Raw genomic sequence first — 19412 nt, 5'->3', positions numbered from 1 at the left:
CTCCGCACCAATGATCCGTATCACATAAAGTACTTTGGATAACGAAGCGACTGACCAATCATTGGGAGGAGTATGAAGCGTGGAAGGGTTGCAGCGTTCGGTCTCGGGATGTTGAGTGCATCTGCCTTCGCACAAAGCAGCGTCACACTGTATGGTTTGATCGATACCGGCATCGAGTACGTGTCTCATGCAAATTCCGCCGGCGACCACGTCGTTCGGATGCCGGCCATCAGTGGGGAATTGCCGTCCCGGTGGGGGATCCGCGGCACCGAGGACCTCGGGGGCGGCTGGAAGGCGATCTTTACCCTGGAGAATGGCTTCAATACGAGAGCGGGAGACATTGGGCAAGGAGGGCGGTTGTTTGGGCGCCAGGCGTGGGTCGGCATTGACGGGCCGTGGGGGGCGCTAACCTTCGGGCGCCAGTACAACATGGTTTTCTGGGCTTTGTCCGATGCGGACATGCTGGGCCCCGATGTCCACGGGATCGGCGCACTGGACAATTACCTGCCCAATGCGCGTAGCGATAACAGTATCGTCTACAAGGGCACCTATAAAGGGGTGACAGTGGGCGCCTCGTATTCGTTCGGACGCGATGCGGCCGGCACCGGCAATTCGCCGGGACAGGGTACATGCGCCGGTCAGGTTCCAGGCCAGTTCAACCCATGTCATGAATGGAGCGCAATGCTCAAATACGACGCGGCAAGTTTTGGCGTTGCGACTGCATACGACGAACAGCGCGGCGGTGCGAACGCCGCGGCTAATTTCTTTGACGGCATCGGCACTTTTCCCATTGCGTCAGGCGCAGACAAGGACACGCGCATCGTGGCAAACGGCTACGTGAAGTTTGCCGGGTTGAAGGTCGGAGCGGGGTGGCTCGGAAGACACGTCGAGACGAACGCCGCCGCGGCGCCCGACGTACGGTCGAATCTTTACTTCGTAGGCGCCCAGTATTTCGTGACCCCGAGTTTTGTGATCGATGGCGAAGGCTTTCGGATCGTGGTCCGGGAGCAGGATGCGCGGGCAACGATGACAACGCTGCGCGCCACTTACTTCTTGTCGAAAGCCACTGCTGTCTATATCGGCGGTACGTATTTGTGGAACAGCGCCAAGGCGCGCTTTTCCGCGAGCGTGGGCGGCGGAGGCACAACGCCGGCGGCGGGCATGGGTCAGTTCGCTACGATGGCGGGTATTCGGCACTTGTTCTAACCGGGCGCGTGCGCGAAGCGCGAGTTGCCCGATAGAAGCGACGGGTATCGTGCTCCGTGAATCCGCAGGGCAATCATTAACCATGGCAGGCGGACAGTGTTCTCGCGAACGCTCCGCCCGTTTGATCACGGAGTTTGCATGAGCACACGAGATATCGGCGAGCAGAACGTACTCAACGTCGAACAGTTCATTGACGAACGCAGGTTTTCACCCTATCAGTGGTTGATTCTGTTTTTCTGCTTTCTGATCGTCGCGCTGGACGGATTCGATACCAGCGCAATCGGCTTCGTTGCGCCGGCGATCGCGAAAGAGTGGGGAGTAACAAAAATCGCGCTTGGGCCCGTACTTAGTGCGGCGCTCGTGGGTCTCGCGATCGGTGCGCTGCTTGCTGGACCCGTTGCCGACAGGATCGGGCGTCGCAAGGTTTTGATCGGCTCAGTCTGTTTTTTCGGCGTGTGGACGATTGCCTGCGTATTCGCTACGGGTGTTTGGCAACTGTCGGTCTTTCGCTTTTTAACCGGAATTGGGCTTGGCGCGGCACTTCCCAACTCGACGACGTTATTGTCGGAATACGTGCCGGCGAGACGTCGATCCTTGCTGCTGAACGTCATGTTCTGCGGATTCACCTTAGGCGCGTCGGCCGGTGGCGTCGTGTCGGCTGCATTGATACCAGACTTCGGATGGCGCTCGATCTTCCTCGCGGGCGGCATTGCGCCCGTCCTGCTTGCATGTGCCCTTGTTGCGCTGCCCGAGTCCGTGCGATTCATGGTGATCAAAGGCTGGCCGGATGATCGGATTCGTCGAGTACTTCGAAGAATTGCCAGTGGTGAGCTGGTGACTGCTTCAAAGTTCTCTGTATCTGATCGGGTAGGGGAGAAGGAAACCGCGCCACTTGCTCTCATCCTCTCTACGCGTTACAGGTTCGGCACGTTGATGTTGTGGCTAGCGTACTTCATGGGTCTGCTTGTCTATTACATGCTGACGAGCTGGATGCCGACGATGATCCATGACGCGGGCTTCACACTGCGCCAGGCGTCGTTGGTGTCGGCACTGTTTCCGGCGGGAGGCGTAATCGGCGCATTGGGTTGTGGCTGGTTGATGGACCGCTTCAATCCGTGGCGAGTGGTCGCGCTCGCATTTCTGTTGTTGGGCGCCGCTGTCTGCGCGATGGGACAGGGCACGGCCAATGTTCAGTCGCTTGCGATCGCGACCTTCGTGGCGGGTGTCTGCATGACGGGCGCGCAAATGTCGATGCTGGCCCTTGCGGCGCTGTTCTATCCCACGCACGGGCGCGCTTCCGGCGTGGCGTGGATGCTGGGTATCGGGCGCCTGGGAGGCATTCTCGGCGCGCTCGGCGGGGGAGCGCTTTCTGCTGCCGGCTACAGCATGATCGCCATTTTGACGTCGATGGCCGCGCCCGCATTCGTCGCAGCCATGGCATTGCTTGTCGCGGTATCGGTCAGTAATAAGCAGGGAAGCCTGCAGGCGGCGGTTGTTGAACCGAGTCCATGAGAAGGCGCGCGCCATCGAATTCGCGATAGGATCTCGGTACAGACCGGATGGTGCTCGCCCCGGCAAGAGGAGACAGCATGGACCTATTCATGTCGATGGAAGCGTTCGTACGCGCCGCGGAAGCGCAGAGCTTCGCCGGCGCGGCGCGTCAGTTGGGGGTCGCCAAATCGGTGGTGACCTCGCGCGTCAAGCAGCTCGAAGACCATTTCGGCGTGCCGCTCTTTCATCGTTCGACCCGGGCGGTGCGCCTGTCCGAACTCGGCGAGACCTACTACCGCGAGTGCGCCGAGCTGGTCACCAAGGTTCACGATCTGTCCGGCCGCTCGCGTGGCGATCCGCAGGCGCTCGCGGGCACGCTCAATATCCACGTCCTGCCGGGCTTTGCGCTCGGCCATTTTTCGCAGACGCTGATCGAATTCCGCGCCGCGTACCCACGCGTGGAGTTCGTCGTGACCGTCAACGACCGCGTCATCGATCCGGTTCAGGAAGGTTTCGACCTGGCGTTGCAAATCTATCCGCCGGCATCGAACCTGCTGGTCGAGCGGCGTCTCTTTCCGGTGCGCGGCGTGCTCTGTGCCGCGCCCGGCTATCTGAAGGAAGAGCCGCTGATCGAGACACCGCTCGATCTGCTGCGGCACGATTTCGCCCGCTATTCGTACTACCCTTGGGGCGACAAGTGGCCGCTGATGCGCGGCAACGAGTGCTTCGAAATCGCGCTGAACCCGGTGCTCAAAACCAATAGCGTGCATCTGCTGCTGGAATTCGCGAGGGCCGGCGCGGGCGTCGTCTATCTTCCGACCATGGTCGCCGCCGCCGATCTGCTCGAACGCCGGCTGGAACGTGTGCTGCCGGAATACGCGGCGCCGCCGCTGTGGCTGTCGGCGGTGTATCCTGCGTCGCACCGCTCGACCACCAAGGTCAAGGCCTTCGTCGACTTCCTGCGCGCGCGCTATCTGCGCGAACCGCAGTGGGACCGGGCGCTCGGCATTACGCCGCCGGACGACGAAACGAAAAGCGTCGGCGAGGAACTGTCCGACAGTTAAGGCCAACCCGAGGCCGATGAGGGTTCGCCACCAGGTAGTTTCCCTGGCGCGATTTTGGAGCACCCAAGGTTCGCGTTTCCCGACCCTCAGAACATTGCTGTAATGCCTGTCGCCGCTTAATCTTCGATGCAAGCAACGCATTCGTGGATCAACTGGAGGCAGACATGCAACAAACCTGGTTCGGCAGCCTGGACAACTTTCGGAAAGGCTCCATCGAAATCATCAAGGGCAAACCGGAACATTACGCCATGTCGAATGTATTCGACGTCGCGAGCCGCGCTGAGCCCTACGAGAAGGTCGTCGTCGGCAAGAATCTCAAGTACGTGATCGAGACGCTGCGCGCGGAAGGTTCGTCGCCGTGGTTTGCTGCGTCGCACGATGAGTTCGCTGTCGTGCTCGACGGCGAAATCGACATCTATTTCATCAAGCCGTCGGACGGCCCGCTGGTCGACGCACAGACCGAAGGCAGCGTGCGCCTCGAAGGCCAGCCCTCGGGCCAGTCGATGGGCCATGTGCGGCTGCGCCGCGGTCATCAGGCGCTGCTGCCCGCCGGCGCCGCCTATCGCTTCGAAGCAAAGACAAAAGGCGTGCTGCTCGTGCAGACGATCCTCGGACGCTATTCGGTCGAGAAGTGGGCCGACATCTGCATCCACTGAATCCCTCTACACGATCGATCTTTTCGGAGCCCATCATGGACAAAGTCAGCACCCTGCAAAACGTCACCGCGAGCGAGGCCGACGCGGTGACCGGTTATCGCACGTTCTGTCTCGGCGACTTCGAATTCAGCCGCGACGCTTATTTCGCCACCGTCAGATGGCCGGCCAAAGGCCAGATCCGCTCGCACCAGATGCACGCCGACGACTTCCTGCGCGCGATGATGCGCGACGTGGCGTGGGGCTTCTTCTACGGCTGGGTCAACTTCGACGAAGTGATCGGCACGCGCAATCACTACGGCAAGGTCGACATGTACGCCGGCGCGTATAACGCGAGCTTCAAGGAAGCGGGCGTCGACCATATGCAGCAGTTCGACACGCCGCTCATCATGGCGACCTTCAAGGCGATCCTGAAGGACTGGGTCAACGAAGGCTTCGACCCGTTCGCCGCGCCCGAAGAAACCGGCTCCGCGTTCGGCACGAAACATGGCGACAACATCGCCGCGATCGAGCGCACGCGGATTGCCACCAAGCGCATGCCGGGCCTCGAAGGCGACTCGCCGTTGCGCGACGATCTTCCCGTCAATCGCCAGTTTGCCGACGTCGGCCAGGACGAACCGGAGATTCACGCGGAGCCGGGTTTCGAAGGCGCTCTGCATGCGTTCAGCCTCTTCAAGTACCTGTCGCGCTCGGACGTGACGTGGAATCCGTCGGTCACGTCGGTATGCCAGCAGAGCCTGTTCTGCCCGACCACCGAGGAATTCGTGCTGCCGGTGTTCCACGGCAACGACCGCGTCGAGTGGTTCCTGCAACTGTCCGACCAGATCATCTGGGACGTCGCCGACAAGGACAGCGGCGAGCCGCGCGCACGCATCACGATGAACGCGGGCGATATCGCCGCGATGCCGGCCGATATCCGCCACAAGGGCTATTCGCAGAAGCGTTCGATGCTGCTGGTGTGGGAGAACGCGACCCCCGATCTGCCCAAGCGCTACGAAAGCGGTGAGCTGCCGCCGTATCCGATTCAGATGTAACTCCCCGGCATTCCCCCCGATCGTCGATCGAACGGCGCCAGACCGCTGGCGCCGCGGGGAAAGTCGCGTCCAGGTTTTACTTGCACAGGACTGACATGCAAACGCAACTCTTCATCGGCGGCCGCTTCGTGCCGGCTGCAAACGGCGAAACGCTCGCCTCCCTCAATCCCCACGACAACTCGGTAATCGCCGACGTCGCGATGGCGGGCCCGGCCGATGTCGATCGCGCCGTCGCGGCGGCGAAGGCGGCGTTTCCGAAGTGGAGCAACCTCGCCGCGATGGAGCGCGGGCATCTGCTTCTCAAGCTGGCCGACGCGATCGAAGCGAATGCCGACAAGCTCGCGCGCCTCGAATCGCTCGATACCGGCCACCCGATCCGCGATACACGCAACCTCGACGTGCCGCGCACGGCGGCCACGTTCCGCTATTTCGGCGGCATGGCCGACAAGTTCGAAGGCTCGGTGATTCCGGTCGAGCAGGGCTTTCTGAACTACCTGACGCGAGAGCCGGTCGGCATTGTCGGGCAGGTGGTGCCGTGGAATTTCCCGCTCATGTTCACGAGCTGGAAGATGGCGCCGGCGCTCGCCGCGGGCAACTGCGTGATCATGAAGCCCGCCGAACTCACGCCGCTGTCGAGCCTGGCGATAGCCGAACTGATGGCCGAAGTGGGTTTCCCGGATGGCGTCGTCAATATTCTGCCGGGCCTGGGTCATGTGGCCGGGCAGTATATCGCCGAACATCCGGAGATCAGCAAGGTCGCCTTCACCGGTTCGACCGCGGTGGGCCGCAAGGTCGTGCAGGCGTCGAGCGGCAATCTGAAGAAGGTGCAACTCGAACTCGGCGGCAAGGGCGCGAACATCGTATTCGGCGACGCGAATATCGAGGCGGTCGTGCAAGGCTCGGCGTTCGCGATCTTCCACAACCAGGGGCAGGCGTGCATCGCCGGCTCGCGGATGATCGTGCACGAATCGATCGCCGACGAAGTGCTCGAAAAGTTCGCCGCGTTGAGCCGCACGATCAAGATTGGCGATCCGCTCGATCCGTCGACCGAGATGGGCCCGCTCACCTCGCGTCAGCACCGCGACCGCGTGCTTTCATTTGTCGATATCGCCCGCGAACAGGGTGGCCGCGTACTGGCGGGAGGCAAGGCGCCGGACAATGCCGCGCTCGCAAATGGCTGCTATGTCGAGCCGACTATCGTCGAAGCGAAACCGGAGCATCGGGTGTCGCAGGAAGAGGTGTTCGGGCCATTCATGACGGTCACGACATTTAGCACCGACGAAGAGGCGCTGGCGATTGCGAATGGCACCGAATACGGTCTCGGCGCGGGTCTCTGGACACGCGATCTCCAACGCGCGCATCTGGTGGCTCGCGAGATTCGCGCCGGCATGGTGTGGATCAACTGCTACAAGCGCGTGAGTCCCGCTTCGCCATTCGGCGGCGTCGGCGCAAGCGGCTACGGCCGTGAAATGGGTTTCGAAGCGATGCGCGAATACACGCAGCCCAAGTCGGTCTGGGTCAACGTGGATGCGCAGATTCCGCCTTACTACCCGCGCTGAACCGCCATGGAACCGTTCATCTATAACGGCCTGCCGTCACGCGTGATTTTCGGCGCGGGCAGTCTCGACCAGCTCGATCGCGAGATCGGTTTGCTCGGCGCCACGCGGGCGATCGTGCTGTCCACGCCGCAACAGCGTGCGCAGGCCGAAGCGCTCGCGGCGAGTCTCGGCTCGCGCGCGGCAGGCGTCTACGCCGAAGCCGTGATGCATGTACCGGTCGAAACCGCTCGCGCGGCGCGCGAGTTCGCCGCAAGCGTCGGCGCCGATTGCGCGATCGCGATAGGCGGCGGTTCCACAACCGGTCTCGGCAAGGCAATCGCGCTCGAAACCTCGCTGCCGATCATCGCAATTCCGACCACGTATGCAGGCTCCGAGATGACGCCGATCTACGGCCTCACCGAGGGCGGCGTCAAAAAGACCGGCCGCGATCTGCGTGTGCTGCCGAAGACGGTGATCTACGACCCGGCATTGACCACGTCGCTGCCACCCGCGTTGTCGCTGACGAGTGGGATCAACGCCATCGCCCACGCGGCGGAAGGGCTCTACGCACAGGACGCGAATCCGATCATCAGCCTGATGGCGCAAGAGGGCATTCGCGCGCTCGGCCAGGGGCTGCCTCGCGTAATGCAACAACCAGAAGACCTCGCGGCGCGTGGTGACTGCCTGTATGGCGCGTGGCTATGCGGCGCCGTGCTCGGCAGTGTCGGCATGGCCTTGCATCACAAGCTGTGCCATACGCTCGGCGGCACTTTCAATCTGCCGCACGCTGAGACGCACACCATCGTGTTGCCGCATGTGCTCGCCTACAACCGTGCGGCTGCACCCGAGGCGATGAAGCGTATCGCCCACGCATTGCACGCCGACGACGCCGCGCAAGCCGTATTCGATCTCGCACACGATCACGGTGCGCCGACGGCGCTGAAAGACATCGGCCTGACAGCAGCCGATCTCGACATCGCACTCGATCTCGCGTTGAAGAACCCGTACTGGAATCCGCGGCCAATAGAACGAATACCGCTGCGTGCATTGCTCGAAGCCGCCTTCGACGGGCGGCGCCCCGACTAGCACGCCCAATTCACTCATACAAAAAAATTCAGGAGACAACCATGGACTCACATACTTTCGATGCGAGACGCCGCCGCTTTGTCAGCCTCGCGGCAGGCGGTGCGCTCGCCGCCACGACCTCGGCGTTCTCGCCGCTCGTCTTCTCGGCCGGTCCGCGCACACTGAAAATCGGCTACGTATCGCCGCAAACCGGGCCGCTCGCGCCGTTCGGCGAAGCGGACCGTTTCACGATCCAGCAGATGCAGACGGCGCTGAAGAACGGCATCGTGATCGGCGGCAAATCATATCCGGTATCGATTGTCGTCAAGGACAGCCAGTCGAATCCGAATCGCGCCGGCGAAGTCGCCAACGACCTGATCCTGAAGGACAAGGTCGACATCATGCTGGTGTCCGGCACGCCGGAGACCGCCAATCCCGTGAGCGACGCGTGCGAGCTGAACGAGATGCCGTGCGTGTCGACGGTGGTGCCGTGGCAGCCGTGGTTCTTCGGCAGAAAAGGCGATCCGAAGAAGGGCTTCCGTTTCACCTATCACTTCTTCTGGGGACTGGAGGATGTGATCGCCGTCTACACCGGCATGTGGCAATCGGTGCAGACCAACCACAGCGTGGGCGGCCTCTTTCCCAACGACGGCGACGGCAACGCCTGGGGCGATGCGAAGCTCGGCTTTCCACCGGTACTCGCGCAGAAGGGCTTCACGCTCAAAGACCCCGGCCGTTTCCAAAGCATGACGCAGGACTTCTCCGCGCAGATTTCCTCGTTCAAGCAGTCGAATGCGCAGATCGTCACGGGCGTCGTGATACCGCCGGACGCCAAGAACTTTCTCGTTCAGGCGCGTCAGCAAGGCCTGAAGCCCAAAGTCATTTCGATCGGCAAGGCGCTGCTGTTTCCGACCTCGATCGAAGCGCTCGGCGATCTCGGCAACGGACTGTCCACCGAGGTGTGGTGGTCGCCTTCGCATCCGTTCAAGTCGTCGCTGACGGGGCAAACCGCACGGCAAGTCGCGGATGACTACGAGCGCGTCACCTCGAAGCAATGGACCCAACCGATCGGTTTCGCCCACGCGCTATTCGAAATCGCCGTCGATTCATTGAAGCGCGCGAAAGACGTCGACTCGAACGAAGCCATCCGCGACGCAGTGGCATCGACCAAGCTTGATACGCTGGTCGGCCATGTCGCCTGGGGCAGCGGCCCGGTGAAGAACGTCGCCAAGACGCCGCTTGTCGGTGGGCAATGGGTGAAAGGGCAGAAGCATCCGTTCGACCTTGCCATCGTCAACAACCAGCTCGCGCCAAGCGTGCCGCTGTCCGGCCCGCTCAAGTTGATTGCCTGAATTCAAAGCGGAGAGCAGTGATGAACCCAGTGCTCAGACTCACCGGCGTGTCGAAGCGTTACGGCGCGCTGCAGGTGACCGACGACATCAGCTTCGCGGTGGAACGCGGCGAAACCTACGGCATCCTCGGCCCGAACGGCGCCGGCAAGACCACGCTGTTCAACCTCGTCAGCGGCGACGTGCGGCCCGATCAGGGCAGCGTCGAATTCGACGGGGCGGATGTGAACCACTTGCCGCCGCATCGCCGTTGCGTGGCGGGGATCGGCCGCTCGTATCAGGTGCCGCGGCCGTTCGGCGGAATGACGGTGTTCGAGAACCTGCTGGTCGGCGCCACCTTCGGCGGCGAACTGACCGGCCACGCGGCGTACGACGTCTGCGTCGACGTGCTCGAACGCACCGGCCTCAAAGCCCGCGCCAACCAGTTGGCCGGCACGCTGGGGCTGCTGGACCGCAAACGGCTCGAACTGGCTCGCGCGCTCGCGACGCAGCCGCAACTGCTGCTGCTCGACGAGATCGCCGGCGGCCTCACCGAACCCGAAACGCACGCGCTCGTCGACGAGATTCGCCGCGTCAAGGAGCGTGGCGTGACGATCGTGTGGATCGAACATGTCGTGCATGCGCTGCTCGCGGTGGCTGACCGTCTGCTGGTCATCAACTTCGGCAAGCGGCTCGCGGAGGGCTTGCCCGCCGCCGTGATGGACGACCCCGAAGTGCGGCGCGTGTATCTCGGACTGGAGGCTTGACCATGTCGGCACTATTGGAGACTCGCGCGCTGAGCGCGTTTTACGGCGACTTTCAGGCGCTATTCGGCATCGACGTGACGGTGGCGCCGGGCGAAGTGATCGCGCTGATCGGGTCGAACGGCGCGGGTAAATCGACCTTTCTGAAATCGGTGGCGGGCCTGCTGCGCCCACGCACCGCCGAGCAGATTCTGTATCGCGGGGAGCCAGTGGGCGGTGCGGCGGCGGCGAGCATCGTGGGCAAGGGCATTGCGCTGGTGCCGGAAGGGCGGCGTCTGTTCGCGAGCTTGACCGTCGAAGAGAATCTGCAACTCGGCGCCTTCAGCAAGCGGCCGGGGCGCTGGAACCTGCAAAGCGTCTATGCGCTGTTTCCTGCGTTACAGGCGCGCCGTCATCACGCGGCCACCGCGTTATCGGGCGGTCAGCAACAGATGGTGGCGATCGGCCGCGCGCTGATGAGCAACCCCGATCTGCTGATGTGCGACGAACTTTCGCTCGGCCTCGCGCCGGTGATCGTCCGCGAAATCTACGCGGCGTTGCCCGAGATCGTTTCGCATGGCATGAGCGCGATCGTCGTCGAGCAGGACGTGCAACTGGCGCGCCGCGTGTCGTCGCGTTTCTATTGCCTGCAGGAAGGGCGCGTGTCGTTGACGGGCGTGTCGGCAGAAGTGTCGGACGAGGCGATCACGCAGGCATATTTCGGAGTGTCGGCATGAACACGTTCATCAATATCGTCGTGCAGGGCGTGCTGTTGGGCGCGCTTTACGGCCTCTTCGCGATGGGCCAGTCGCTGGTGTTCGCCGTGATGCGGCTCACCAATACCGCGCACGGCGACTTCATCGTGCTGCTGGTGTTCGTGCTGTTCGCCTTGACGAGCTTCGCCCATCTGCCGCTCGCCGTCGCGCTCGTGCTGTTGCTCGTGATCGCATTCGGTGCGGGGTATGCCGTGCAGTTCGCGCTTCTGAACCGCGTCAGCAGCCGCGATCCGCTGCCGTCGCTGATCGTCACGTTCGGCCTGTCGATCGTGATCCAGAACGTGCTGCAGCAGATGTTCTCCGCGGATCCGCGTTCCATCGCCACCGGCAGCTTCGAATCGCGGAGCATCACGCTCGCGGGCGGCATCACGCTCGGCTATCTGCCGCTCGTCACGCTGGTGGCGACGGTGGCGCTCGCCTTCGCGATGCAATGGCTGTTCGGCCGAACGCCGCTCGGCCGCGCGTTTCGCGCCACCTCTGACGATCGCGAGATCGTGCAACTGATGGGTGTCTCGTACCGCCGTACCTATGCGCTCGCGATGGGCATCGCCTTCGTGCTGATCGCGGTAGCCGCGGCGCTTTACTCGATGCGCACGGCGGTGTCGCCGACCGACGGTCCGGCGCTGCTGCTGTATGCGTTCGAGGCGGTGATCATCGGCGGAATGGGGTCGTTCTGGGGCACCTTCGTCGGCGGCATGGCGCTCGGCATTGCGCAGCAGGTGGGCTTTTACTTCGACCCCGGCTGGGGCATCTGGCTCGGCCACGTGGTGTTTCTCGGCGTGCTGGTGGCGCGGCCGCAGGGCTTGCTGCCCAAAACCGCATAGAGGCTTCGACATGACCATGCAATTGAACCAGCCCACAGCGGGCTTCGAAGTGCGGCGCGCGACGCGTGCGAGCCGCGTGGCGGTGATCGTGCTGCTGATCGTCGCGTTGGCGGTGGCGAGCGCGCCGTGGTGGGCAGGACGCGATGCCATGCGCGACTTCGTGCAACTGGCGTCCTACCTGGTATTCGCGTTGACGTGGAACCTGCTGGCGGGTTATGGCGGGATGGTGTCGATCGGCCAGCAGGCATTCTTCGGCATCGGCGGCTACGGCATGCTGATTCTCGCCAACTATTGCGGCATCTCGCCGTTCATCGCGGTGCCGATTGCGGCGGTGATTGCGACGGTCGTGGCGATTCCTGTGTCGATGGTGGCGTTCCGGCTCGAAGGCGGCTACTTCGCGATCGGCACCTGGGTGATCGCCGAAGTGTTCCGGTTGACGGTGGCGAACGTCTCGGTGCTCGGCGGCGGTTCCGGCACGAGCCTCACCGCATTGCAGGAGGTGCCGCGCGCGCTGCGCGAATCGCTGACGCTGTGGCTGGCGCTTGCCATCGTCGCGGCGGCGATCGGACTGCTGTATCTGTTTCTGCGCTCGAAAGCCGGTCTCGCGTTGACCGCGATGCGCGACAACGCGGTGGCGGCCAGCAGCCAGGGCGTCGACGTGAAGCGCGCGCGCCTGATCGTCTATCTGGTGTCGGCGTGCGGCACCGCGCTGGCGGGCGGCCTGTACTTCGTCGGCAACCTGCGCATTTCGCCCGACGCCGCGTTCTCCGTGAACTGGAGCGCGTTCGGTATTTTCATCGTGATGATCGGCGGCCTCGGCACGCTTGAAGGGCCGATTGTCGGCGCGCTGATTTTCTTCCTGTTGAACCAGTTCCTGTCCGATTTCGGCACCTGGTATCTGATCGGCCTGGGTGCGCTGGCGATCGTCGTGACGATGTTCTTTCCGCAAGGACTGTGGGGCTTCGTCTCGCACCGCTATGGCCTGCAACTGTTCCCCGTGGGCCGGCGCGTCGTATTCCGCGACGCCGGTCCGTCTCAACAACGCTCGCCGGACGGCGCGTCCGATTCGCTCGACGCGGGCTCGGCGGCACACCGTGCATGAGGCCAGGCATGAACGATAAAACCATCCACCCGTTGACACAGAACGTGCTCGATACGTTTGCCGATTGCACCGATCCGCGCCTCAAGCAGATCATGACCGCGCTGGTCACCCACCTGCATGCATTCGCCAGCGAAGTCGAACTGACCGGCGACGAATGGCGCCGTGGCATCGAATTCCTGACGGCCACCGGCAAGATGTGCAACGGCATCCGCCAGGAATTCATTCTGCTGTCGGACACGCTCGGCCTGTCGATCATGATCGATGCGATCAATCACGGACGCGGCGGCGTCACCACCGAGAGCAGCCTGCTCGGCCCGTTCTATCGCGAAGGCGCCAAGGAAGAAGAATTCGGCGCCAACATCGCCCGCACGGAAGGCGAGCCAGCGTTGATTCATGGCCGCCTCGTCGACGAAGGCGGCGCGCCGGTGGCCGGTGCCTTGATCGAGGTGTGGGAAACGGCGAACAACGGCATGTATGAAGGCCAGGATCCCGATCAGCCCGAGAGCAACCTGCGCGGTAAATTCCGCTCGGGGCCCAACGGCGAATACGCATTCAGGACCATCAAACCGACCAGCTATCCGATTCCGACCGACGGCCCGGTCGGACAGATGCTGATGGCGACCGGCCGTCATCCGATGCGGCCTGCCCACATCCATTTCCTGATCGTCGCGCCCGGCTACGAGACGCTGACCACCGCGCTTTATTCCGAGGGCGATCCCTATGTTCACTCCGATGCGGTGTTCGGCTCGAAGCCGTCGCTCGTGATCGACTACGTGCCGAATCACGACGCTGCCGCTGCCAAAGAGTGGGCGCTGCCGAGCCCGTTCTTCGAAGTGCAGCGCGACTTCGTGCTGTCCGCGCGGCAGGTATGAGGAGGCGAGGCGATGAACGCGGCGAATCCCGAACCTCATCAAGCCTTTCTCTGCGCGCTCGACGACGTTCCCGATGGCGGCGCGCTTGAAATCCCCGCTGATCGCGCCGGCGCACCAGGCGTCGTGATTCTGCGCCGTGGCGATGACGCGTGGGCGTACCGCAATGTGTGCCCGCACTTCTCGATTCCCCTGAACTACGAACCGAACACGTTCTGGGCCTACGACGCCGAATTGCTGATGTGCGCGCATCACAGCGCGATGTTCCGCTTCGAAGACGGCGTGTGTGTCGATGGACCGTGCGAGGGCGCGTCGCTCACGCCGGTCGAGATCCGCATCGAACAACGACAGATATTCAACAACGACTGGAGGAGACAGCTATGAAAGGGACCAAGCCGAAGCGCCTGGCGATGGCAGGGTGCACGTTCGCATGCATCGCGCCGGGCATCGTGCCAAATATAGCCGTCGCGCAAAGCAGTGTGACGCTGCAAGGTGTGATCGATGCGGGCGTCACGTATGTGAACAACCAGCATGGCGGCGCCGCGACGCTGTTCGACAGCGGCGTGCTCTCGCCGGACCTGCTGACGTTCAAAGGCAGCGAAGATCTGGGCGGCGGCAACAAGGCGATTTTCGAACTCACGTCGCAGTTCGATCTGGGCAGCGGCGCGACGATTCCGGGCGCCGGGCAGATTTTCAACCGCACGGCGCTGGTCGGTCTCACCAATGACCGCTTCGGCTCGCTCACCTTCGGCACCCAGTACGACATCATGTTCGAGACGTTGACGCTCGGCCTGTATGACGGCGGGTTCCTGTTCGGCGGCATCTACGATTTTCGCCAGGGGCCGTTTACGGCGCTGGGCGTGCCGAACAATCCGACCGGTTCATTCGATTTCGACCGCATGGCGGGCGCGACACGCGTAGGGAACTCGGTCAAGTATCGCAGCCCGGATATCGCGGGGTTCACGGTCGGTGCGCTCTATGGATTCGGTGGCGTACCCGGCTCGTTCTCGTCGGACTCGACAATGAGCTTCGGCGCGAACTATGTGAACGGTCCGTTGGGCATCGGCGCGGCATATGTCGAGGTGAAGTATCCGCAATTGGGCGACGGTCACGACGGCATCCGCAATTTCGGTTTCGGCGCGCACTACAATTTCGGCAGCGTGCTGGGGATGTTGCTCTACACCAACACGAAAAATACGGCGAGTGGTGCGAAGATCGACGTCTACAAAGGCGGCGCGTCGTGGACGATCTCCGGCCCGTGGACACTCGGTCTCGACTACGCGTACATGAAGGGCAACGACGTGCTGCTGAACAACAAGGCGCAACAGGTCACCACCGCGTTGCAGTACAGCTTTTCGAAACGCACCACCGCGTATGTCGAAGCGATCTATCAGCGCGCGAGTGGCGACGCGGCTGTGACGCGGGCATGGATCAACGGTTTGCTGCAACCGGACGGCGCGGCGAGCAACCGCTCGCAGACGCTTGCTCGCGTCGGTTTGCGTACCAGCTTCTGACGGTCTGGGCTTGCGCGGCCCAATCCAAAGATCGTCCGAATTTCGAAAGTGGTTGTCAGGCGTACCATCCGGGAAACGATACTCTTGTCGAGGGTCTCACTGACCCGGTCGTTACGGCGTCGCTCGCACGGCGTGACGGTCGGTATTCCATTCATGCGTAGGCGTTGAAATGACGGCACAGTCTCTGGAAGGGAAGGTCTGCGTGATACTCGGCGGGTCCGGCGGTATCGGCAGCGCGACGGCGCGGCGCCTGGCGGCACTGGGCGCGCGCATCGTCGTGACCAGTCATGCGGATTTGCAGAAGGCGCAAGGAGTTGTCGACTCGCTGCCGGGGAGCGGCCATCTCGCCGCGGCGGTTTCGATCACCGACAGTAACGCGCTCAACGATCTGGCCGTGAAAGTGCAAACCGAGTATGGGCGCACCGATGTGCTGGTCAATACGGCCGGCATCACGCAGGCCGTGCCGCACGCGAATCTCGATGCACTCACGGACGAGCTGATCGACCAGATATTTGCCGTGAACTGGCGGGCGCAGTTTGCGGCGATCCGCGCTTTCCGTGCGCTACTCGAGTCAAGCGGCGACGGATTGGTGATCAACGTCTCGTCCATCTCGGGGACCACGGGGCAGGGCAGCAATATCGCCTATTGCGCCGCCAAAGCGGGGCTCGACGTGATGGCGGCTTCGTTGGGCCGCGCGTTGGCGCCGCGCATTCGGGTTTTGAACGTTTCTCCAGGAGCCGTCGATACGACGTTCGTGCCGGGGCGCGGCGCCGATTTCAATGACAAAGTCGCGGCGACGACACCGCTTCGCCGCATCGGCACGCCGGACGATGTCGCTTCGGCAATCGAGGCGTGCGCGACGCATCTGACGTTCAGCACGGGCGTGACCATAGTCGTCGACGGCGGGCGGCGTCTGAATTGAGCCGGCTGGTCCAGAGGAGCGTTGCGACAATCGCGCGGAAACTTCACATGGGTTCTATATATCGGCGCGCGTCGTCGCTCGACAATACGCCGCGGTCCACGCGATTCGCGGCGCTGGCCGCGTAGACGTTCTTGCGAGCGTGTGTGATGCCCAGCGGTTCGAAGCCGTTGGCCGGGTTGAATGCCATCTGGTTGATGTGCGCTTCGTCGTCGGCGGAGGGCAGTGTCGCGATCTCCAGGACGCCTATCGCAATCGGCGGCTCCACCCATGCGACCGATGCGTCATTGACCGGCGTGCTCTCCTCATCCACGAAGAACTGCACGCAGAGTTGCCATTTGAGCGGACCGGTTTTCAGGCGATTCAGCAGGTCTTCGCGCAGATAGTCGTCGCCGTGGCGATCGCCGTTTGTCCCTCGCACGGTTGTATCTTCGGGTTGAAGCGAGTACTTGATGGCGGCGGCGCCCAGCTTGACCACCGAGCCCCAGAACCGCTCGGTCGTGAGACTCTCGACGGAGCGCAGAGTCGTCTCCTTTGCCAGGATCGCGACGATGCGGGCTGTCTCGACGGGGCCGAGTTTGCCGCTCAACACTTCCATCGACGCCTGTTCCAGTGCCCCAAGCGCGCCTCTAGCGATCTGGGCGACGAGGATATCAGCGAAGTCCATGAACTGCACCGCGTTTCTCGCATGCGAGCGGCCACCTTCGTTGGTCATGAGGAGATCGGTTTCAATGCCCTGCGCGGTGAAGAACTTGATGGCGACACCGCGAACGTCGGCGGCCTGGTCGGAGAAAGGACAGGGCTGCCCGTTAGAAAAGCGGCAGGCGACCCGATAGCAAAGCGACGGTCCCAGTTCGTCCTGTTTCGCAAAAGGGCCATGCTTGAGCGCAGTGGGTATCGTTTCGAAGATCCGCAGCGTGCCGAAGGCGCCGAGCGTTTGCTTCTGATGCTGACCGCGGTCGGCGCGTCCGTCCAGATGAGTGTTGCTACTGGCTGCGATCGCCGCCTGCTGCGCCTTGATTTTCTCGACGAGAACGGCGATGACTTCTGCGTCTTCGGGCTGGTCGATCCAGCCTGTGCCGCGTTCTGCTTTGTCGGGGGAGTCGTTGGTCATGCTCGTCCTCCATCAAGGTTCGCCGCGATGGAAATGCGTCCAGGCCTGCGCTGAAGTGGCAATCGTGTTGCTGCGGGAGCGCATGGATCTGAACTACATCGTAGACTACCGCGCAATCGAACGCATGACCGCTTCAGCGTCCGGCGCGCGAGATCGCGGTGACATCATGACCACCACGATCGAACGAGCGGCGGTTCCCCCGTTTAGTGCATGCCCGACGGGTTCGGCGGCGGCAATGCCGGATCGAGCTTGGCGGACTCTTTGACGAGCTGTTGCGTCATCGCGGCCGCGACGGCGTTCGAGCCACGATGCGGCTGATCGTCGTGCACAAACGGCGCAGGTTCAGGCGGCGGGAGCGCCGGATCCAGCTTGGCGGATTCCTTGACGAGTTCGTCCGTCGCCGCGGACGAGACCGAATTCGAATCGCGGCGGTGCAGACCGTCACGGCCGCGGCCGGGTTGCACAACGGTGGCTGTTTTTGAATCGGTGGCGGCCAGGACGGTGGCCACCGCGGGCGTTTGCACGGTTTGCGGGTGCGGTTGTGCCGGTTGCCGTGGCAATTGCGCGGCGTGCTCCGTTGACGGTTCGCGCGCGGGCGCGGACGCGGACGTGATGTGTCCCTGCGCAGCTTGAGCGGGGATTTGTGCGGGGACGCGTGCGGCGGTCTCCGTGCTTGCGGCGGGCGACGACGCGCTGAGAGCGTTGTCGGCGTTCACATGTAACGTGCCGGACTGAACCTTGTCCGAAGCCAGCGCCGCAGAGCCGTCCGTAACGGCCCCGGGATCGCGGGTCGACGGATCACTTTTTGGGGACAGTAGGTAAACGGCGAATGCGACCTCTGCGAGCACCAGACCGACCACCAATGCTTTTCCGATATTCCTCATAATTAGCCAACGGGTACTCAGAGCGATGCGATCGCACATGATAACCAACCGGCCGCTGGCGGTTTGTAACGAGAGGTATGCGGAAGTAACCGGAATACTCGGCGCGGAGCATGCTAGATTTGACTTATCGCGCCATCAACGGAGTTTCTTCCATGGACACTCATTCGATTCTGGGCATGATTCACGCCGAAGAGGCATTACTGGTCTCCATCGTGCGGTCGTTGCCACCCGACGTGCGACGCACAGTGGCTAACGATTTCCACGAGCAGGCTCAACTCGCTGAGACCTCGCATCTGAATCCCACCACCGATCGCGAGGCGAGCATCGCGTTCAAGGCTCACATCAGACGGCTGTCGAACATGCTAGCTTCGCTATCCTGAGGAGATATGGGGCGCTGCCGAGCGTGCATGTCCTACAACAAAATTTTAAACATGGAGCGACACAACAGCATGCTCAGAATATTCACATCGATCCTCGTATCCACTGCGGTCTTGCCCGCATTCGCGCAACCCAACGACGCGAGCGCCCAGCCAGCCGCAACCTCGAAACCGGCAAGCGCATCGATGGCCGCCGTATTCGCGCCGAGCGGCACGTTGCGCGCGTCGATCAATCTCGGCAACCCCGTGCTGGCCGCGCTCGATCCGGCGACGGGCAAGCCGGTCGGCGTGTCCGTCGATCTCGCCAGCGAATTCGCCAAACGGCTCGGCGTGCCGCTGCAACTGGTCGCGGTCAAGTCGGCGGGCGCCTCGGTCGAGAACGTCAATCAGGACAAGGCCGACATCGGTTTCTTCGCGGTCGATCCGAAGCGCGGACAGGAAATCGCGTTCACGAAACCGTATGTGCTCATAGAAGGCTTTTATCTCGTGCGGGCGGCCTCGCCGATCACCACCAACGAGCAGGTCGATCAACCCGGCGTAACGGTCGCGGTCGGCAAAGGCAGCGCCTACGATCTGTTTCTGACGCGCGAACTACACCACGCGACAATCGTGCGGATTCCGACTTCGCCCGCGGTCGTGCAGGGGTTCCTCGATCAGCATCTCGACGTGGCCGCCGGCGTCAAGCAACAGCTCGAAAAGGACGCCTCCAAAACTGGCGGAGTGCGCATACTGGACCAGCGCTTCATGGTGATCCGTCAGGCGATGGGCGTACCCAAGGCAAAGGGCGACGACGCGGCCGCATACCTGTCGAAATTCGTCGAGGACATGAAAGCGTCCGGCTTCGTCACGGCGTCGCTGGCGCGGCATCAGATCACCGGCGCGGTGGTGGCGAAAGACAACGACTAGCACGG

The 19412-nt window shown here is 62.9% G+C and carries 20 protein-coding genes; 18 read left to right on the top strand and 2 right to left on the bottom strand.

From position 1 onward, the window contains the following. Positions 1 to 72 precede the first annotated feature (72 nt). From P0D80_RS04510 to P0D80_RS04435, 16 genes are all read left to right on the top strand, one after another. Positions 73 to 1206 (top strand): porin, encoded by a 1134-nt coding sequence (locus P0D80_RS04510; protein WP_408281607.1) that lies wholly within the window; start codon positions 73 to 75, stop codon positions 1204 to 1206. Between the two features lie 138 nt (positions 1207 to 1344). Then, the gene (locus tag P0D80_RS04505; protein WP_408281604.1) at positions 1345 to 2718 is read left to right on the top strand and encodes an MFS transporter; all 1374 of its coding nucleotides are present in this window, start codon (positions 1345 to 1347) and stop codon (positions 2716 to 2718) included. Positions 2719 to 2795: 77 nt separating this feature from the next. Further along, positions 2796 to 3761: a LysR family transcriptional regulator gene (locus P0D80_RS04500; protein ID WP_408281601.1), complete on the top strand. Its 966-nt coding sequence runs from the start codon at positions 2796 to 2798 to the stop codon at positions 3759 to 3761. A gap of 164 nt (positions 3762 to 3925) precedes the next feature. Then, positions 3926 to 4417, top strand: coding sequence for a cupin domain-containing protein (locus P0D80_RS04495; protein ID WP_106301548.1), 492 nt, complete (start codon positions 3926 to 3928; stop codon positions 4415 to 4417). A 35-nt stretch (positions 4418 to 4452) separates the two neighbouring features. Beyond that, complete coding sequence (locus P0D80_RS04490; protein WP_132382601.1) at positions 4453 to 5448, top strand: hydroxyquinol 1,2-dioxygenase; 996 nt, start codon at positions 4453 to 4455, stop codon at positions 5446 to 5448. Between the two features lie 95 nt (positions 5449 to 5543). Next, positions 5544 to 7007, top strand: a complete 1464-nt coding sequence (locus P0D80_RS04485; protein WP_408281597.1) for an aldehyde dehydrogenase family protein — start codon at positions 5544 to 5546, stop codon at positions 7005 to 7007. A gap of 6 nt (positions 7008 to 7013) precedes the next feature. Continuing rightward, on the top strand, positions 7014 to 8072 hold the full coding sequence (locus P0D80_RS04480; protein WP_408281594.1) for a maleylacetate reductase: 1059 nt from the start codon (positions 7014 to 7016) through the stop codon (positions 8070 to 8072). 41 nt (positions 8073 to 8113) lie between these two features. Continuing rightward, a complete protein-coding gene (locus P0D80_RS04475) occupies positions 8114 to 9403 on the top strand; it encodes an ABC transporter substrate-binding protein (protein ID WP_408281591.1) in 1290 nt (429 codons plus the stop codon). 20 nt (positions 9404 to 9423) lie between these two features. Then, entirely contained in the window at positions 9424 to 10146 is a 723-nt protein-coding gene (locus tag P0D80_RS04470) for an ABC transporter ATP-binding protein (RefSeq protein WP_408281589.1), read from the top strand. A gap of 2 nt (positions 10147 to 10148) precedes the next feature. Further along, on the top strand, positions 10149 to 10859 hold the full coding sequence (locus P0D80_RS04465; protein ID WP_132382611.1) for an ABC transporter ATP-binding protein: 711 nt from the start codon (positions 10149 to 10151) through the stop codon (positions 10857 to 10859). Beyond that, complete coding sequence (locus P0D80_RS04460) at positions 10856 to 11722, top strand: branched-chain amino acid ABC transporter permease (protein WP_408281586.1); 867 nt, start codon at positions 10856 to 10858, stop codon at positions 11720 to 11722. Before P0D80_RS04465 ends, P0D80_RS04460 begins: the two co-directional genes overlap by 4 nt. Before the next feature lie 16 nt (positions 11723 to 11738). Beyond that, positions 11739 to 12824, top strand: coding sequence for a branched-chain amino acid ABC transporter permease (locus P0D80_RS04455; RefSeq protein ID WP_408281585.1), 1086 nt, complete (start codon positions 11739 to 11741; stop codon positions 12822 to 12824). A gap of 8 nt (positions 12825 to 12832) precedes the next feature. Then, the gene (locus P0D80_RS04450) at positions 12833 to 13696 is read left to right on the top strand and encodes an intradiol ring-cleavage dioxygenase (protein ID WP_408281583.1); all 864 of its coding nucleotides are present in this window, start codon (positions 12833 to 12835) and stop codon (positions 13694 to 13696) included. A 12-nt stretch (positions 13697 to 13708) separates the two neighbouring features. Then, complete coding sequence (locus tag P0D80_RS04445; RefSeq protein ID WP_408281580.1) at positions 13709 to 14077, top strand: Rieske (2Fe-2S) protein; 369 nt, start codon at positions 13709 to 13711, stop codon at positions 14075 to 14077. Then, positions 14074 to 15207, top strand: coding sequence for a porin (locus P0D80_RS04440; protein ID WP_408281578.1), 1134 nt, complete (start codon positions 14074 to 14076; stop codon positions 15205 to 15207). The genes P0D80_RS04445 and P0D80_RS04440 overlap by 4 nt, the downstream gene beginning before the upstream one ends. Before the next feature lie 169 nt (positions 15208 to 15376). Beyond that, complete coding sequence (locus P0D80_RS04435) at positions 15377 to 16129, top strand: SDR family NAD(P)-dependent oxidoreductase (RefSeq protein WP_132382621.1); 753 nt, start codon at positions 15377 to 15379, stop codon at positions 16127 to 16129. 43 nt (positions 16130 to 16172) lie between these two features. Here the strand turns inward: P0D80_RS04435 and P0D80_RS04430 are convergent, their stop codons facing one another. Then, positions 16173 to 17240: a catalase family protein gene (locus tag P0D80_RS04430; RefSeq protein ID WP_408281575.1), complete on the bottom strand. Its 1068-nt coding sequence runs from the start codon at positions 17238 to 17240 to the stop codon at positions 16173 to 16175. 203 nt (positions 17241 to 17443) lie between these two features. Beyond that, positions 17444 to 17956: a hypothetical protein gene (locus P0D80_RS04425; RefSeq protein WP_408281572.1), complete on the bottom strand. Its 513-nt coding sequence runs from the start codon at positions 17954 to 17956 to the stop codon at positions 17444 to 17446. Between the two features lie 320 nt (positions 17957 to 18276). Between P0D80_RS04425 and P0D80_RS04420 the strand changes: the two genes are divergently transcribed. Then, the gene (locus P0D80_RS04420; RefSeq protein ID WP_132382627.1) at positions 18277 to 18504 is read left to right on the top strand and encodes a hypothetical protein; all 228 of its coding nucleotides are present in this window, start codon (positions 18277 to 18279) and stop codon (positions 18502 to 18504) included. 183 nt (positions 18505 to 18687) lie between these two features. Then, on the top strand, positions 18688 to 19407 hold the full coding sequence (locus tag P0D80_RS04415; protein WP_408281947.1) for an ABC transporter substrate-binding protein: 720 nt from the start codon (positions 18688 to 18690) through the stop codon (positions 19405 to 19407). Positions 19408 to 19412 lie beyond the last annotated feature (5 nt).

The organism is Paraburkholderia sp. RL17-373-BIF-A (assembly GCF_046030175.1).
Taxonomy (GTDB): Bacteria; Pseudomonadota; Gammaproteobacteria; order Burkholderiales; family Burkholderiaceae; genus Paraburkholderia.
Note: the sequence above shows the minus strand (reverse complement) of the source record. Positions and strands in the feature narration are given on the sequence as shown.

What these genes read in the sequence shown, in the direction of transcription:
- P0D80_RS04420 (WP_132382627.1), top strand. Translation starts at nt 18,277, where the DNA reads ATGGACACTCATTCGATTCTGGGCATGATTCACGCCGAAGAGGCATTA.
- P0D80_RS04455 (WP_408281585.1), top strand. Translation starts at nt 11,739, where the DNA reads ATGCAATTGAACCAGCCCACAGCGGGCTTCGAAGTGCGGCGCGCGACG.
- P0D80_RS04475 (WP_408281591.1), top strand. Translation starts at nt 8,114, where the DNA reads ATGGACTCACATACTTTCGATGCGAGACGCCGCCGCTTTGTCAGCCTC.
- P0D80_RS04430 (WP_408281575.1), bottom strand. Translation starts at nt 17,240, where the DNA reads ATGACCAACGACTCCCCCGACAAAGCAGAACGCGGCACAGGCTGGATC.
- P0D80_RS04465 (WP_132382611.1), top strand. Translation starts at nt 10,149, where the DNA reads ATGTCGGCACTATTGGAGACTCGCGCGCTGAGCGCGTTTTACGGCGAC.
- P0D80_RS04485 (WP_408281597.1), top strand. Translation starts at nt 5,544, where the DNA reads ATGCAAACGCAACTCTTCATCGGCGGCCGCTTCGTGCCGGCTGCAAAC.
- P0D80_RS04495 (WP_106301548.1), top strand. Translation starts at nt 3,926, where the DNA reads ATGCAACAAACCTGGTTCGGCAGCCTGGACAACTTTCGGAAAGGCTCC.
- P0D80_RS04415 (WP_408281947.1), top strand. Translation starts at nt 18,688, where the DNA reads ATGGCCGCCGTATTCGCGCCGAGCGGCACGTTGCGCGCGTCGATCAAT.
- P0D80_RS04450 (WP_408281583.1), top strand. Translation starts at nt 12,833, where the DNA reads ATGAACGATAAAACCATCCACCCGTTGACACAGAACGTGCTCGATACG.
- P0D80_RS04510 (WP_408281607.1), top strand. Translation starts at nt 73, where the DNA reads ATGAAGCGTGGAAGGGTTGCAGCGTTCGGTCTCGGGATGTTGAGTGCA.
- P0D80_RS04460 (WP_408281586.1), top strand. Translation starts at nt 10,856, where the DNA reads ATGAACACGTTCATCAATATCGTCGTGCAGGGCGTGCTGTTGGGCGCG.
- P0D80_RS04440 (WP_408281578.1), top strand. Translation starts at nt 14,074, where the DNA reads ATGAAAGGGACCAAGCCGAAGCGCCTGGCGATGGCAGGGTGCACGTTC.
- P0D80_RS04480 (WP_408281594.1), top strand. Translation starts at nt 7,014, where the DNA reads ATGGAACCGTTCATCTATAACGGCCTGCCGTCACGCGTGATTTTCGGC.
- P0D80_RS04505 (WP_408281604.1), top strand. Translation starts at nt 1,345, where the DNA reads ATGAGCACACGAGATATCGGCGAGCAGAACGTACTCAACGTCGAACAG.
- P0D80_RS04435 (WP_132382621.1), top strand. Translation starts at nt 15,377, where the DNA reads ATGACGGCACAGTCTCTGGAAGGGAAGGTCTGCGTGATACTCGGCGGG.
- P0D80_RS04490 (WP_132382601.1), top strand. Translation starts at nt 4,453, where the DNA reads ATGGACAAAGTCAGCACCCTGCAAAACGTCACCGCGAGCGAGGCCGAC.
- P0D80_RS04470 (WP_408281589.1), top strand. Translation starts at nt 9,424, where the DNA reads ATGAACCCAGTGCTCAGACTCACCGGCGTGTCGAAGCGTTACGGCGCG.
- P0D80_RS04445 (WP_408281580.1), top strand. Translation starts at nt 13,709, where the DNA reads ATGAACGCGGCGAATCCCGAACCTCATCAAGCCTTTCTCTGCGCGCTC.
- P0D80_RS04500 (WP_408281601.1), top strand. Translation starts at nt 2,796, where the DNA reads ATGGACCTATTCATGTCGATGGAAGCGTTCGTACGCGCCGCGGAAGCG.